Here is a 12,814-nt window from a genome sequence, read left to right on the forward strand (position 1 = left end):
ATTTCTCGGTGAGAGGGTCCACAAATTGTCACCTAGAGTGATGAGCAACACGTAACTCATCGTGACCTTCGGTGGTGTAGTTGGGGCCTCGGCGGCCGTCCGGAGCGAGGTCGCCGGAACGGCACGTGCCGGACATGAGACGATCTGGTGGTGACGGCGACGCTTCTGGACGGCAAGGCGACCGCGGCGGAGATCAAGGACGAGCTGCGGATACGGGTGAAGGCTCTCGCGGAGCGCGGCATCACCCCCGGGCTCGGCACGGTCCTGGTCGGGGCCGATCCGGGCAGCCAGGCGTACGTCAACGGCAAGCACCGTGACTGCGCCGAGGTGGGCATCGCCTCGATCCGCCGGGAGTTGCCGGCCGACGCCACCCAGCAGCAGGTCGACGACGTCCTGGCCGAGCTGAACGCCGACCCGGCGTGCCACGGCTACATCGTCCAGCTGCCGCTGCCCGCCCACCTGGACACCCAGCGGGTGCTGGAGCTGATCGACCCGGATAAGGACGCCGACGGCCTGCACCCGGTCAACCTGGGCCGGCTCGTCCTCGGCTACGACGGCCCGCTGCCCTGCACCCCGCGCGGCATCGTGGAGCTGCTCCGCCGCCACGACGTGGCGCTGCGCGGCGCCACCGTGGCGGTCGTCGGCCGGGGCAACACCGTCGGCCGTCCGCTCGGCCTACTGCTCACCCGTCGCAGCGAAAACGCCACCGTCACCCTGTGCCACACCGGCACCCTCGACCTCGCCTCGCACACCCGGGCCGCCGACATCGTCATCGTCGCGGCCGGCGTACCGGGGCTGCTGACCGCCGACATGATCAACCCCGGTGCCGTCGTCGTGGACGTCGGCATCACGCGGGTGATCGGCCCGGACGGCAAGGGCCGCTACACCGGCGACGTCGCTCCGGAGGTGGCCGAGACGGCCGGCGCGCTGGTCCCGATGCCCGGCGGCGTCGGCCCGATGACCCGCGCCATGCTGCTGACCAACGTCGTGGAGCGCGCCGAGCGCGGCTGACGCGGCGACGCTGTCCCACGAGTGCCGTTCGCGTCTGTCCGGTCATAACTGTCCGCCCCTGGCCCGATCAGTGCCAGGATGGCTGATACGGTCCGGAAAACCGACTGGTATCAGGGAGTGGGACGACCATGGGTAAGAAGGTCACTGTCGTCGGGGCTGGCTTCTACGGCTCCACCACCGCACAGCGCCTGGCCGAGTACGACGTCTTCGACACCGTTGTGATCACCGACATCGTGGAGGGCAAGCCCGCGGGCCTCGCGCTCGACCTCAACCAGTCGCGGGCCATCGAGGGCTTCGAGACCAAGGTCGTCGGCGTGACCACCGGCCCGAACGGCGAGGGCTACGAGGCCATCGAGGGCTCCGACGTCGTCGTCATCACCGCTGGCCTGCCCCGCAAGCCGGGCATGAGCCGGATGGACCTGCTGGAGACCAACGCCAAGATAGTGCGGCAGGTCGCCGAGAACGTGGCCAAGTACGCCCCCAGCGCCGTCGTCATCGTCGTCTCCAACCCGCTGGACGAGATGACCGCGCTGGCGCAGCTCGCCACCCAGTTCCCCAAGAACCGGGTGCTCGGCCAGGCCGGCATGCTCGACACCGCCCGGTTCAGCAACTTCGTCGCCGAGGCGCTGAACGTGCCGGTGGCGTCGGTACGCACGCTCACCCTGGGCTCGCACGGCGACACCATGGTCCCGGTGCCGTCCAAGAGCACCGTCAACGGCAAGCCGCTGCGCGACGCGATGCCCGCCGAGCAGATCGAGGAACTGGTCGTCAAGACCCGCAACGGTGGCGCCGAGGTCGTCGCGCTGCTCAAGACCGGTTCGGCGTACTACGCCCCGTCCGCCGCCGCGGCGCGGATGGCGAAGGCCGTGGCCGAGGACTCCGGCGACGTCATGCCGGTCTGCGCCTGGGTCGACGGCGAGTACGGCATCTCCGGCGTCTACCTGGGTGTCGAGGCCGAGATCGGCGCCGAGGGTGTCCGTCGGATCGTCGAGACCGACCTGGACGCCGACGAGCTGGCCAGCCTCCTGGCCGCCGCCGAGGCCGTCCGCGCCAAGCAGGGCGACATCTCCAGCATGTGATCCGTACCCACCAACGCAAGGGGCGCGCCGGCAGAGCCGGCGCGCCCCTTGCGCTTCCACCCAGCCTGCCCTCACCCCCGGTGATCATGAAGTTATTGCCCCCTTGCGCGGCGTGTCGGGGCAATAACTTCATGATCGACAAGGCGGGGTGGGGACGTGGGTGGGGTGGGGAGAGGGTGGGGGTGGGGGGTGAAGGGGGTGGAGAGGTGGGGGGTGGCCAGCAGGGTGGGGTTGTGGGTGTGTAGGGCCGTCAGGCGGGAGGCGCGCGCTTCGTCGGGGTCTACCTCGTGGACGTACGCCAGGGTGGGGTCGATCAGTTGCACCAGGTGCACCAGGAGGTCGCCGGTGAGCAGCATTCGCTCGTCGGCCGCTGTCAGGAGCACCGACTGGTGGCCGGGGGTGTGCCCGGGAGTGGGCAGCAGTCGTACCGCAGGGGTCAGGGTTGTCTCGCCGTCGACCACCCGGAGCTGGCCGGCGGCGCGCAACGGCGCGACCAGCCCGGCCGGCAGTCCTGGGTTGATCGCCTCCGCCGCCTCCAGTTCCGCGCGCTGGAGCAGGTAGCTGGCGTTCGGGAAGTGCGGCCGGCCCGGTGTGCCGGTGACCGCCCAGCCGATGTGGTCGCTGTGCAGGTGGGTCAGCACGACCGTGTCGACGTCGACCGGGTCGATGCCGGCGGCGGCCAGTTCGGCGGGTAGCCGACCGGGCACCGGCGCCCAGCTCGCGGCGGGTGCGTCGACCGGGCCGATCCCGGCGTCGACAAGGGTCACCGGCCCGTCACCCGAACGGATCGCGAAGCTGCGAAACGGCAGCCACCACCGCCCGTCGGCGGTGACCGAGGCGGGGTCGCGGCGGTCAGCCTCCGCCCAGTGCGCCGCCGTGGCGTGCGGAAATGCCTCTTCGCGGGGCTGGAAGAAGGCACCCTCACCGTCGGTGAGCGCGGTAACCGTGATAGACCCGAGGGTGCGGCGAAGTGGCATCGAGCGATGGTGTCAGGGAACTGCTGTGCCGTGCAGCCCGGTTCCGCCGGTCGGTCGAGGCCGGCTGAGGGCTGCCGGCCCAATTGCAGTACGCTCGTACTGCTTGAGCACGTGTCCCCCGAGAGGAGCGCCGGCCGATGGCGAAGATCAAGGTAAACAACCCGGTCGTGGAGCTCGACGGCGACGAGATGACCCGGATCATCTGGAAGCAGATCCGGGAGCAGCTGATCCTGCCCTACCTCGACGTCGACCTGCACTACTACGACCTGTCGATCCAGTACCGCGACGAGACCGACGACCAGGTCACCATTGACGCCGCCAACGCCATCAAGGAGCACGGCGTCGGCGTCAAGTGCGCCACCATCACCCCGGACGAGGCCCGGGTCGAGGAGTTCGGCCTGAAGAAGATGTGGCGGTCGCCCAACGGCACCATCCGCAACATCCTCGGCGGCGTCGTCTTCCGCGAGCCGATCATCATGTCCAACGTGCCGCGGCTGGTCCCCGGCTGGACCAAGCCGATCATCATCGGCCGGCACGCCCACGGTGACCAGTACAAGGCCACCGACTTCGTCGTCCCCGGCCCGGGCACGGTGACCATCACCTACACCCCGGCCGACGGCGGCACGCCGATGGAGATGGAGGTCGCCAACTTCCCCGGCGGCGGCATCGCCATGGGCATGTACAACTACGACGAGTCGATCCGGGACTTCGCCCGGGCCTCGTTCCGGTACGGCCTGGACCGCAACTACCCGGTCTACATGTCGACCAAGAACACCATCCTCAAGGCGTACGACGGCCGGTTCAAGGACATCTTCGCCGAGGTGTTCGAGACCGAGTTCAAGGCGGAGTTCGACGCCGCCGGCCTCACCTACGAGCACCGGCTCATCGACGACATGGTCGCCGCCGCGCTCAAGTGGGAGGGCGGGTACGTCTGGGCCTGCAAGAACTACGACGGTGACGTGCAGTCCGACACCGTGGCGCAGGGCTTCGGCTCGCTGGGTCTGATGACCTCGGTCCTGCTCTCCCCGGACGGCCGTACCGTCGAGGCCGAGGCCGCGCACGGCACGGTCACCCGGCACTACCGGCAGTACCAGAAGGGCGAGAAGACCTCGACCAACCCGATCGCGTCGATCTACGCCTGGACCCGGGGCCTGGCCCACCGGGGCAAGCTGGACGGCACGCCGGCGGTGACCGAGTTCGCCAACACCCTGGAGCAGGTCATCATCGACACCGTCGAGGGTGGCCAGATGACCAAGGACCTCGCGCTGCTCATCTCGCGCGACGCCCCGTGGCTGACCACCGACGAGTTCATGAACGCGCTCGACGAGAACCTGGCCCGCAGGCTCGCCGCCTGATTCGACCGCACCAAGCACCGGAGCCCGTCGGCACCCGCCGACGGGCTCCGGCGTGTCTGCCGGCTGACACGCCTGCGGCGTCACCCGGCCCGGCGCGCCTCGTTGACCAGGGTGGACGAGATGCCAGTCGCGTCCAAGGAAGGTTGACCGCGGTCGACCGCGGATGCGTGCCGATCAGCCAGCCTTCCCGGCTGTGTCGAGCACAGCCAGCCGTCCCTTCCCTGCGGGGGGCCCTGTCCCGGGCCCCCCGCGCCCTGTTCCCCGCAAGCCCAGCCCGCCCCGTCGGACCTTCCGGCTCAGGCGGCGCGGAGCAGTTCGGCGGCGCGCTCGGGGGAGATGTCGTTGATGAAGACGCCCATCCCCGACTCGGAGCCGGCCAGGTACTTCAGCTTGTCCTTCGCCCGTCGGATGCTGAACAGCTGAAGGTGCAGGTGGCCCAGCTCGCGGTCGATCCGCACCGGCGCCTGGTGCCACGCCGCGATGTAGGGCATCGGCATGTCGAACAGGCCGTCGAAGCGGCGCAGCAGATCCAGGTACAGCGGCCCGAAGGCGTCCCGCTCGCTGTCGCTGAGCGCCGGGATGTCCGGCACCACGCGGCGCGGCGCGACATGCACCTCGAACGGCCAGCGGGCCGCCGCCGGCACGAACGCCGTCCAGTGCTCGTTCTCGGTGACCACCCGCTCGCCGGCCGCGCGCTCGGCGGCCAGCACGTCCGCGTACAGGTTGCCCCCGCCGGTCCGCTCGGCGTGCCGGCGGGCCGCGGCCAGCAGCGCCCGGGTGCGCGGCGTCACGAAGGGGTACGCGTAGATCTGCCCGTGCGGGTGGTGCAGCGTGACGCCGATCTCGACGCCCCGGTTCTCGAAGCAGAACACCTGCTCCACGCCGGGCAGCTCGCCGAGCACCTCGGTCCGGTCGGCGAGCGCATCCAGCACGGTGCGGACGCGACGCGGCGGGAGGCTGGCGAAGGAGGCGTTGTGGTCGGAGGTGAAGCAGACCACCTCGCACCGGCCCAGGCCCGGCCGGACCGGCGTGAACGGGGTGATCTCCCCGGGCTCGTCGGCGACGCGGCCACTCAGCGACGGGAACCGGTTCTCGAAGACCACCACGTCGTAGTCCGGGGCGGGGATCTCGGTCAGTCGGTCGCCGACCGAGGGGTCGAGCGGGCACTCGTTCGCGGGCGGGAGGAAGGTGCGGGTCTGCCGGTGCACGGCAACGGCCACCCACTCGTCGGTCAGCGGGTCGTAGCGCAGTTGCGACGCGGGTGGCGGTGGCGGCAGGTCCCGGCGGTCCGGCTGGTCGCGGACGGCGTCGTCGTTCTCGTCGAAGTAGATCAGCTCCCGGCCGTCGGCCAGGTTGATCGCGGTGCGCTTCACGTCGCCGTCTCCTCACTCGTCGGCGTGCGCGTCGCGCGGCCCGCCCTTGTTGCCTTTGCCATGATCAATTCGCCCACCTGTTCGCCGAGTACCCGTCGTGCGGGCGGAGGCAACGCCTCGTCGCTCACCAGCACGTGGGCTGCCGCCAGCTCGACGATCGAGGAGATGCCCACGGTGCCCCACTTCGTGTGGTCGGCGAGCACCACCAGCCGGTCCGCCGCGGCCACCAGCGCCCGGTCGATCTCCGCCTCCATGAGGTTCGGGGTGGTGAAGCCGGCGCGCTCGGTGATGCCGTGGACGCCGAGGAAGAGCAGATCGAGGTGCAGCCGCCGGACGGCGCCGACCGCGAGCGGGCCGACCAGCGCGTCCGACGGTGTCCGTACGCCGCCGGTGAGCACCACCGTCTGGTCGGGCCGGCCTCCGCCGTGCAGGATCTCGGCCACCGGCAGCGAGTTGGTCACCACGGTCAGGCCGGGAACGTCCACCAGTCGGCGGGCCAGTTCGGCGGTGGTGGTGCCGGCGGAGAGGGCGACCGCCGCACCGGGCCGCACGAGCCGCGCCGCCCGGTCCGCGATCGCGGCCTTCTCCGGCAGTTGCCGGACCGACTTGGCGTGGAAGCCCGGCTCGTCGGTCGAGCTGGGGCCGGCCGCGGTGGCGCCGCCATGCACCTTGGCCAGCAGGCCGCGCTCCTGCAGGGCCTCCAGGTCGCGGCGGATGGTCATGTCGGAGACGCCGAACTCGGTCGCCAGGTCGGTTACCCGAACGCCACCGGCGGACCGGACCCGATCCAGGATCGCCGACTGCCGCTGCTGAGCGAGCATCCGCCGTGCCTCCCAGGGGTCCACGTACTCTCACGCGGTCGAACGTGTTCCAACAAAGATGAACACTAGCGCGTGCCCGGAACCGGCGGAAGGAAAGGGGTGGGATGACGCCTCAGGCCGACTGGATCTTCAACTCCACCCAGCCGCTCTCGGTCAGGTGGTGAAGCACGGCCTGCACCGCGTCCGCGACGCTCAGGTGGGTGGTGTCGAGCACCAGGTCCGCGTCCGTCGGCTCCTCGTACGGGTCGTCGATGCCGGTCATGCCGGTGAGCAGACCGGCGCGGGCCCGCGCGTACAGACCCTTGCGGTCCCGCTGCTCGCACACCTCCAGCGGCGTCGCGACGTGCACCAGCACGAAGCCCGCCCCGGCGGACAGGGCCATCTCCCGCGCCGTCGCGCGGGCCGCCGCGTACGGGGCGATCGGGCAACAGATGCCCACCCCGTGGTGCCGGGCGATCTCGGCCGCCACCCAGCCGATCCGCCGGACGTTGAGATCCCGGTCGGCCTTGCTGAAGCCCAGCCCGGCGGAGAGCTCCCTGCGTACCACGTCACCGTCGAGCAGGGTCACCGTCCGGTCGCCGTACTCCCGCAACGCGTCGGCCAGCCCCCGGGCGATGGTGGACTTGCCGGAGCCGGAGAGGCCAGTCAGGAAGACCACCAGCCCTCGGTGCCGGCGCGGCGGCCGGGCCCGGGCCAACTCCTTCGCCACCGCCGGAGGCGTGTGCCACTCCGGCAGCGGGAAGCCCCGGTCGAGCAGGTCGTCGATCTCGTCCTGGGTGAGCGCGAGGCGGCGGTTGCGCGGCGGGATGTCCTCCCGCCAGCGCCACTGCCCGTCCCGGTTGTCGTACGCCAGCTCGCGCGGCACCAGCACCCGCAGCCCGGCACCGGAGAGCATGTCCCCGGTCGAGAGCAGGTGGGTGACCCCGTACGCGGCGGAGACGCGCGCCCGCAGCAGCGCGTCGCTGATCTCCTCCCGGCGATGCGACAGCGGCACGGCCACCAGGGTGGCCGGGGGCATCCGGTCCCGGGCGGCGAAGATCGTACGCACCAGCGCCTCCGGTGCGAGCCCGCCGACACCGCCCTCGCCGACCGGGATCATCACCAGCAGGTGCGCGGCCAGGGTGCGGGCGGCGTGCGCGATCTGGGCGAGCTGCGGCCGGTGCAGCGGACGGTCGGCGATGACCCCGAGCACCCGACCCGGAGGCAGCAGCGCGCGGACCTCCTCCGGGCTGCGCCGCAACCGCTGGAACGGGCCGTGACCGCCCTCGCCGAGCCGGCGGAGCTGGCCGCCCAGGCCCGCCACGCCCTCGCGTACCGGCCAGACGTCCGCGACGTCCAGGGCGGCGGCCGGCGCCCCCTCGCCGTCGGTCAGCACGAGGGCCCGGCGGGCCTCATCGCGCGGGTCGAAGCCCTGCGCCAGCGCGGCCGGCACCTGCAGGGTCACCGGAACCTGCCACGGCGTGCCGTCGGCCAGCCGGCCGCGTCGGCTCACCGACACCAGGTCGGCGCGGGTCATGAAGCCGGTCAGGGGGGCGTACGCGCCGGTCAGCAGCAGCTCCAGATCCGCGAGCTCACCGGGACGCGGCGTGTACGCCGGCGCGTCCCGGAGCACCTCGTCGGGCAGCACCCAGCCGTTGCTCATCCACACCCCCCACTCGCTGACCGGCACACAGTTTCGCAGCCGACCGCCGATCGGTCGAGGCCGCCACTCCACGACCCGGGCGGTCGGGTCAGCGGCGGACCCGGCGACCCACCGCCGACCGCAGCCGGTTCCAGACCTTCCGCTCGTCGCGGATCCGCGGCGGCGCGCCGTCGGCCGGGCAGATGAAGAGCAGCGGCAGCCGCGCGTCCTCGGTCCACCCGGCGTTGGTGATCCGTGCCTTGAGGAGCCAACTGCCCCGCGTACGGCCCCCGTTGAGGTTGCGGAAGTCGATGGTGGTGGTGGCGCGGTGCACCAGGTGGACGGTCTCCGCGCCGCCGGGGCCGGCGACCCGCTCGATCTGGAACTGCACCGGCAGGAAGATCTCGTCGCCGGTCTCCCGGCGGCGGGCGACCATGTCGAGGCGGGCCTTGCGGACCTGCGCGGTGGAGTCGAGCACGTCGGGGGAGATCTCATCGACCGGAAGCACCAGCACGTCGCGCCCGTCGTCGGCGCGGAACCCGATCGGCTGGTCTGCGGAGCGCAGCTCGGCGGCAACGGTGAGCGTGACGGCGTGCTCGTCCGGCTGGAGGTCGTCGATCCGGCCGTGCCCGGCGATGCCCGACTCCCACCGGGCCAGCCGCCGCAGGTCCTCGACCCGGCCCCGCTCGGCCAGGTACGCCACGGCCCGTTGCAGCGGCGGCAGGCCGGCGGCGACCCCGGGAGCGAACCGCTCCTGGATGATCTTCTGGATCTCGGTGGCGACCTGGTCCACCCAGTCGTGGGGAGCCTCCAGCAGCCGCTTGCCGCGGAGCCGGTTGATCATTTCGTTGCGCAGCCACCGCCGGTGCAGCCGGTCGCGCAGCGGTCCCGGTTCGGTGTTGGCGGTGACGATGTCCAGCGCGTCGCGCACGCTCGCGAAGTAGCTCGACGGCTCCAGCCGGGCCGCGGTGACGTTGCGGGCGTCGGCCCGCTGCGCGTGGTGGTAGCAGGTGTAGTCGGACAGCACGCAGGTGCGGCGGGACCGGAAGTAGGCCCGTACGACCAGGGAGTGGTCCTCGAGCCGCCGCTTGCCGCCCTCGGGGAACCGCAGCCCGTGCTCGTTCAGGAAGGAGCGGCGGAACAGCTTGTGGCAGGTCAGGCTGTCGATCAGCGGGGCGTTCGCCAGGGTGGCGTCGAAGCGGTTCTTGCGGAACAGCTCCCGGGGCACGCCGCGCCCGTGCCCGGCCATCTTGCCGATCACCACATCCGCGTCGTACTTCTTCGCGCAGTCGTAGAGCCGTTCCAGCGCCTGGTCGGCGAACCAGTCGTCGTCGTCTGCGAAGAAGACGTACTCGCCGCGGGCCCGTTCGATGCCGACGTTGCGCGGGCGCGACGGCCAGCCCGAGTTCTCGATGTGCACCACGTGGATGTGCGGGTGCTGGGCGGCCAGCCGGTCCAACCGCTTGCCCGTGCCGTCGGTGGACCCGTCATCGACGAAGATCGCCTCGAACTCGTCGGCCGGTAGCGACTGGCGCAGCAGCGACGCCACCAGCTTCTCGATGTTCCGGCCGCAGTTGTACGCGGGCACCACGACACTCACCTTGGGGACGCCAACCTCGACCATCACGATCCTCCCCGCCTTGGCGGTCGAATATCCCCCGGAACCCTGCCCGGTGAACGGGAAGTGAATCGTGCCACCTCGAAGCGGACTTTCCGGCGGCGGGGTCGGACCGAGCGCGGGACCGGCGCGAACACCGCACCGGACCTTAGGGGTGGACCGCCGTGAGATCAGGGGAGCGCCGGGGGCGCGCCGGTGTCGATGCGGGGCATCGACTCCCTACGCTGGCGTCGTGACACTGATCGCGACCCAGTCGCTCACCAAGACGTACGGAGGTCGGGTCACCGCGCTCACCGACCTCACCGTCGCCGTCGAGCCCGGGATCATCGGCCTGGTGGGCGCGAACGGCGCCGGCAAATCCACCTTGATCAAGATCCTGCTCGGCCTGATCGCCCCGACCAGCGGTCAGGTCTCGGTACTCGACATCGACCCGACCACCGAACCGGCGGCGGTCCGTGCCCGCGTCGGCTACATGCCCGAGCACGACTGCCTCCCACCGGACCTGTCCGCCGCCGAGCTGGTGACCCACCTCGGCCGGATGAGTGGCCTGCCGCGCACCGCGGCCCGCGAGCGCGCCTCGGAGGCGCTGCGCCACGTCGGGCTCTACGAGGAGCGCTACCGCCCGGTCGGCGGCTACTCCACCGGCATGAAGCAGCGGGTCAAGCTGGCCCAGGCGCTGGTGCACGACCCGGACCTGCTGCTGCTCGACGAGCCGACCAACGGGCTGGACCCGGCCGGTCGGGACGCGATGCTGGCGCTGGTGCACCGGATCGGCACCGAGTTCGGCATCTCCGTGCTGGTGTGCTCACACCTGCTGGGCGAGGTCGAGCGGATCTGCGACACGCTGATCGCCATCGACGGTGGCCGGCTGCTGCGTGCGGACCACATCTCCGCGATGACCTCGGCCACCGACGTGCTGGCCGTCGAGGTCAGCGAGGGCACCGAGGAGTTGGCCGCCCGGCTCGCGGCGCTCGACCTGCCGGTGGCGCGCGACGGCCGGCTGCTGCTCGTACCGCTCGCCGACGACAGCACCTACGACCTGATCCTCGGCGCGGTCGCCGAACTGGACCTGCCTCTGCACCGGCTGGACCAGCGCCGGCACCGGGTGGCCGAACTCTTCGCCACGAGGGAGCTCACCCATGCCTGAGGTGTCATCCGCCGCCGTGCGGCCCACACCGACCGGCGTCATCCACGACATCGGCTATCAGCGCTACGAGGGCCCACGGCTGGGCCGCCGGCACGTCTTCGGCGCGCTCTACCTGCACGGGCTGCGCACCATCTTCGGGTTCGGGCGCAGCGCCAAGGCCAAGATCTTCCCGTGGCTGGTGGTCGGCATCGTCACCCTGGTCGCGGTGGCCCTGGCCGCCGTCCGCAGCCAGCTCGGCGAGCCGGTCGCCACGTACGCCCAGTTCGCCGACGCGATGAGCTGGCTGGTCCTGTTCTTCGTCGCGGTGGCGGCGCCGGAGCTGGTCTCCCGGGACCTGCGCAGCGGTGTGCTGCCGCTGTACTTCTCCCGGCCGCTGCCGCGCGCCGACTACGCGCTCGCCAAGTTGCTGGCGCTGGTCACCGGCCTCTGGCTGCTGCTCGGTGGGCCGCAGTTGGTGATGTTCCTGGGTGCCGCGTTCACCACCAAGCAGGGCATGCGCGGGGTGTGGAACGAACTGCTCGACCTGCTGCCCGGGCTGCTCTACGCCGGGCTGTGGGCGGTGGTCTTCGCCTCGGTCGGGCTGCTCGTCGCCTCGCTGACCGGCAAGCGCGCCTTCGCCGCCGGTGGGGTGGTGGCGGTCTTCCTGATGACCACGCCGATCGTGGGCGTGCTGAGCATCCTGCCGTCGAACACGGCCAACGAACTGGCCGGCCTGGCCTCGCCCTCCACGCTGGTGCAGGGGGTGGGCATCTGGTCGCTGGGTGACCTGCTGGTCGAGGGCGATCCGGGCGAGATGATGATCGGCGACTTCGGCCCGGTCTACGCCCTGGTCGCAGTGCTGCTGGTCGCCGGCGCGACCGCCCTCCTGCTGGCCCGCTACCGGAAGGTCGCCTCCTGATGAGCACGCTGAGCCTGACCGGGGTGTCCCGGTGGTACGGCAACGTGGTGGCCGTCAACGACATCAGCATGGCCCTCGGGCCGGGCGTGACCGGTCTGCTCGGTCCGAACGGCGCCGGCAAGACCACGCTGCTGCACATGATGGCCGGGTTCCTCGCCCCGTCGCGCGGCACGGTGACCCTCGACGACGAGCCGACCTGGCGCAACCCCGACGTCTACCGCCGGCTGGGGCTGGTCAGCGAGCGGGAGGCGGTGCAGAGCTTCCTGACCGCGTACGAGTTCGTGCTCGCCAGCGCGAAGCTGCACCGGTTGGCCGACCCGGCGGCGGCGGCGCGACGGGCCATCGACCTGGTGGAGCTGGAGTCGGCGCAGGACCGCCGGATCGGCACGTACTCCAAGGGCATGCGCCAGCGGGCCCGGGTGGCCGCGGCGCTGGTGCACGACCCGCAGGTGCTGCTGCTCGACGAGCCGTTCAACGGCATGGACCCGCGTCAGCGGCTGCACATGATGGACCTGCTGCACAGCCTCGGCGACGCCGGCCGGACGATCCTGTTCAGCTCGCACATCCTGGAGGAGGTCGAGCAGGTCTCCGGGACGGTGCAGGTGATGGTGGCCGGTCGACTGGCGGCCTCCGGCGACTTCCGGACCATCCGTCGGCTGATGACCAACCGCCCGCACGTGTTCGCGGTGCGCTCCACCGACGATCGGGCGTTGGCCGTGGCCCTGATCGCCGAGGCGTCGGTGAGTGGCGTCGAGCTGGACCGTACCGGCCTGACCGTACGCGCCGGCGACTACGGCGCCTTCACCCGGGCGCTGCCCCGGATCGCCCTGAACAAGGGCATCCGGGTGCGCCAGCTGGTGCCGTCCGACGAGTCCCTGGAGAGCGTCTTCTCCTACCTGGTGGAGGCCTGAGAA

The 12,814-nt window shown here is 71.5% G+C and carries 11 protein-coding genes; 6 read left to right on the forward strand and 5 right to left on the reverse strand.

From position 1 onward, the window contains the following. The first annotated feature begins 150 nt into the window (after positions 1-150). The gene (locus ACGGAQ_RS24675; protein WP_393052820.1) at positions 151-1,011 is read left to right on the forward strand and encodes a bifunctional methylenetetrahydrofolate dehydrogenase/methenyltetrahydrofolate cyclohydrolase; all 861 of its coding nucleotides are present in this window, start codon (positions 151-153) and stop codon (positions 1,009-1,011) included. Positions 1,012-1,139: 128 nt separating this feature from the next. Continuing rightward, a complete protein-coding gene (locus tag ACGGAQ_RS24680; RefSeq protein WP_393052822.1) occupies positions 1,140-2,090 on the forward strand; it encodes a malate dehydrogenase in 951 nt (316 codons plus the stop codon). Positions 2,091-2,182: 92 nt separating this feature from the next. Here ACGGAQ_RS24680 and ACGGAQ_RS24685 read toward each other — a convergent pair whose 3' ends face one another. Next, positions 2,183-3,067 carry an MBL fold metallo-hydrolase gene (locus tag ACGGAQ_RS24685; protein ID WP_393052823.1) on the reverse strand — a complete coding sequence of 295 codons (885 nt, stop codon included), beginning with the start codon at positions 3,065-3,067 and terminating at the stop codon, positions 2,183-2,185. Positions 3,068-3,204: 137 nt separating this feature from the next. On the opposite strand from ACGGAQ_RS24685, the gene ACGGAQ_RS24690 reads away from it, so the two are divergent. Beyond that, complete coding sequence (locus ACGGAQ_RS24690; protein ID WP_355063784.1) at positions 3,205-4,422, forward strand: NADP-dependent isocitrate dehydrogenase; 1,218 nt, start codon at positions 3,205-3,207, stop codon at positions 4,420-4,422. 296 nt (positions 4,423-4,718) lie between these two features. Here the strand turns inward: ACGGAQ_RS24690 and galT are convergent, their stop codons facing one another. From galT to ACGGAQ_RS24710, 4 genes are all read right to left on the reverse strand, one after another. Beyond that, positions 4,719-5,795: a galactose-1-phosphate uridylyltransferase gene (gene galT, locus ACGGAQ_RS24695; protein ID WP_393052825.1), complete on the reverse strand. Its 1,077-nt coding sequence runs from the start codon at positions 5,793-5,795 to the stop codon at positions 4,719-4,721. Then, positions 5,792-6,616, reverse strand: a complete 825-nt coding sequence (locus tag ACGGAQ_RS24700) for a DeoR/GlpR family DNA-binding transcription regulator (RefSeq protein WP_393052827.1) — start codon at positions 6,614-6,616, stop codon at positions 5,792-5,794. Before ACGGAQ_RS24700 ends, galT begins: the two co-directional genes overlap by 4 nt. A 112-nt stretch (positions 6,617-6,728) precedes the next feature. Next, positions 6,729-8,258 (reverse strand): adenylyl-sulfate kinase, encoded by a 1,530-nt coding sequence (gene cysC, locus ACGGAQ_RS24705; RefSeq protein ID WP_393052829.1) that lies wholly within the window; start codon positions 8,256-8,258, stop codon positions 6,729-6,731. An 88-nt stretch (positions 8,259-8,346) separates the two neighbouring features. Then, positions 8,347-9,861 carry a glycosyltransferase family 2 protein gene (locus ACGGAQ_RS24710; RefSeq protein ID WP_393052831.1) on the reverse strand — a complete coding sequence of 505 codons (1,515 nt, stop codon included), beginning with the start codon at positions 9,859-9,861 and terminating at the stop codon, positions 8,347-8,349. 226 nt (positions 9,862-10,087) lie between these two features. Here ACGGAQ_RS24710 and ACGGAQ_RS24715 point away from each other — a divergent pair, with 226 nt between their 5' ends. Genes ACGGAQ_RS24715 through ACGGAQ_RS24725 form a run of 3 tightly spaced genes read left to right on the forward strand, consistent with a single transcriptional unit; the run spans position 10,088 to position 12,811 of the window. Beyond that, positions 10,088-11,002, forward strand: coding sequence for an ABC transporter ATP-binding protein (locus tag ACGGAQ_RS24715; RefSeq protein ID WP_354857119.1), 915 nt, complete (start codon positions 10,088-10,090; stop codon positions 11,000-11,002). Further along, positions 10,995-11,900, forward strand: coding sequence for an ABC transporter permease (locus ACGGAQ_RS24720; RefSeq protein ID WP_393052834.1), 906 nt, complete (start codon positions 10,995-10,997; stop codon positions 11,898-11,900). The genes ACGGAQ_RS24715 and ACGGAQ_RS24720 overlap by 8 nt, the downstream gene beginning before the upstream one ends. Then, positions 11,900-12,811 carry an ABC transporter ATP-binding protein gene (locus tag ACGGAQ_RS24725; RefSeq protein WP_363936936.1) on the forward strand — a complete coding sequence of 304 codons (912 nt, stop codon included), beginning with the start codon at positions 11,900-11,902 and terminating at the stop codon, positions 12,809-12,811. Before ACGGAQ_RS24720 ends, ACGGAQ_RS24725 begins: the two co-directional genes overlap by 1 nt. Positions 12,812-12,814 lie beyond the last annotated feature (3 nt).

It is taken from the genome of Micromonospora sp. NPDC047557 (assembly GCF_043205095.1).
Taxonomy (GTDB): Bacteria; Actinomycetota; Actinomycetes; order Mycobacteriales; family Micromonosporaceae; genus Micromonospora.

Excerpts from the sequence above, each read along its gene's own strand:
- ACGGAQ_RS24725 (WP_363936936.1), top strand. The coding sequence starts at position 11,900 with ATGAGCACGCTGAGCCTGACCGGGGTGTCCCGGTGGTACGGCAACGTG.
- ACGGAQ_RS24720 (WP_393052834.1), top strand. The coding sequence starts at position 10,995 with ATGCCTGAGGTGTCATCCGCCGCCGTGCGGCCCACACCGACCGGCGTC.
- ACGGAQ_RS24700 (WP_393052827.1), bottom strand. The coding sequence starts at position 6,616 with ATGCTCGCTCAGCAGCGGCAGTCGGCGATCCTGGATCGGGTCCGGTCC.
- ACGGAQ_RS24680 (WP_393052822.1), top strand. The coding sequence starts at position 1,140 with ATGGGTAAGAAGGTCACTGTCGTCGGGGCTGGCTTCTACGGCTCCACC.
- cysC (WP_393052829.1), bottom strand. The coding sequence starts at position 8,258 with ATGAGCAACGGCTGGGTGCTGCCCGACGAGGTGCTCCGGGACGCGCCG.
- ACGGAQ_RS24690 (WP_355063784.1), top strand. The coding sequence starts at position 3,205 with ATGGCGAAGATCAAGGTAAACAACCCGGTCGTGGAGCTCGACGGCGAC.
- ACGGAQ_RS24685 (WP_393052823.1), bottom strand. The coding sequence starts at position 3,067 with ATGCCACTTCGCCGCACCCTCGGGTCTATCACGGTTACCGCGCTCACC.
- ACGGAQ_RS24710 (WP_393052831.1), bottom strand. The coding sequence starts at position 9,861 with ATGGTCGAGGTTGGCGTCCCCAAGGTGAGTGTCGTGGTGCCCGCGTAC.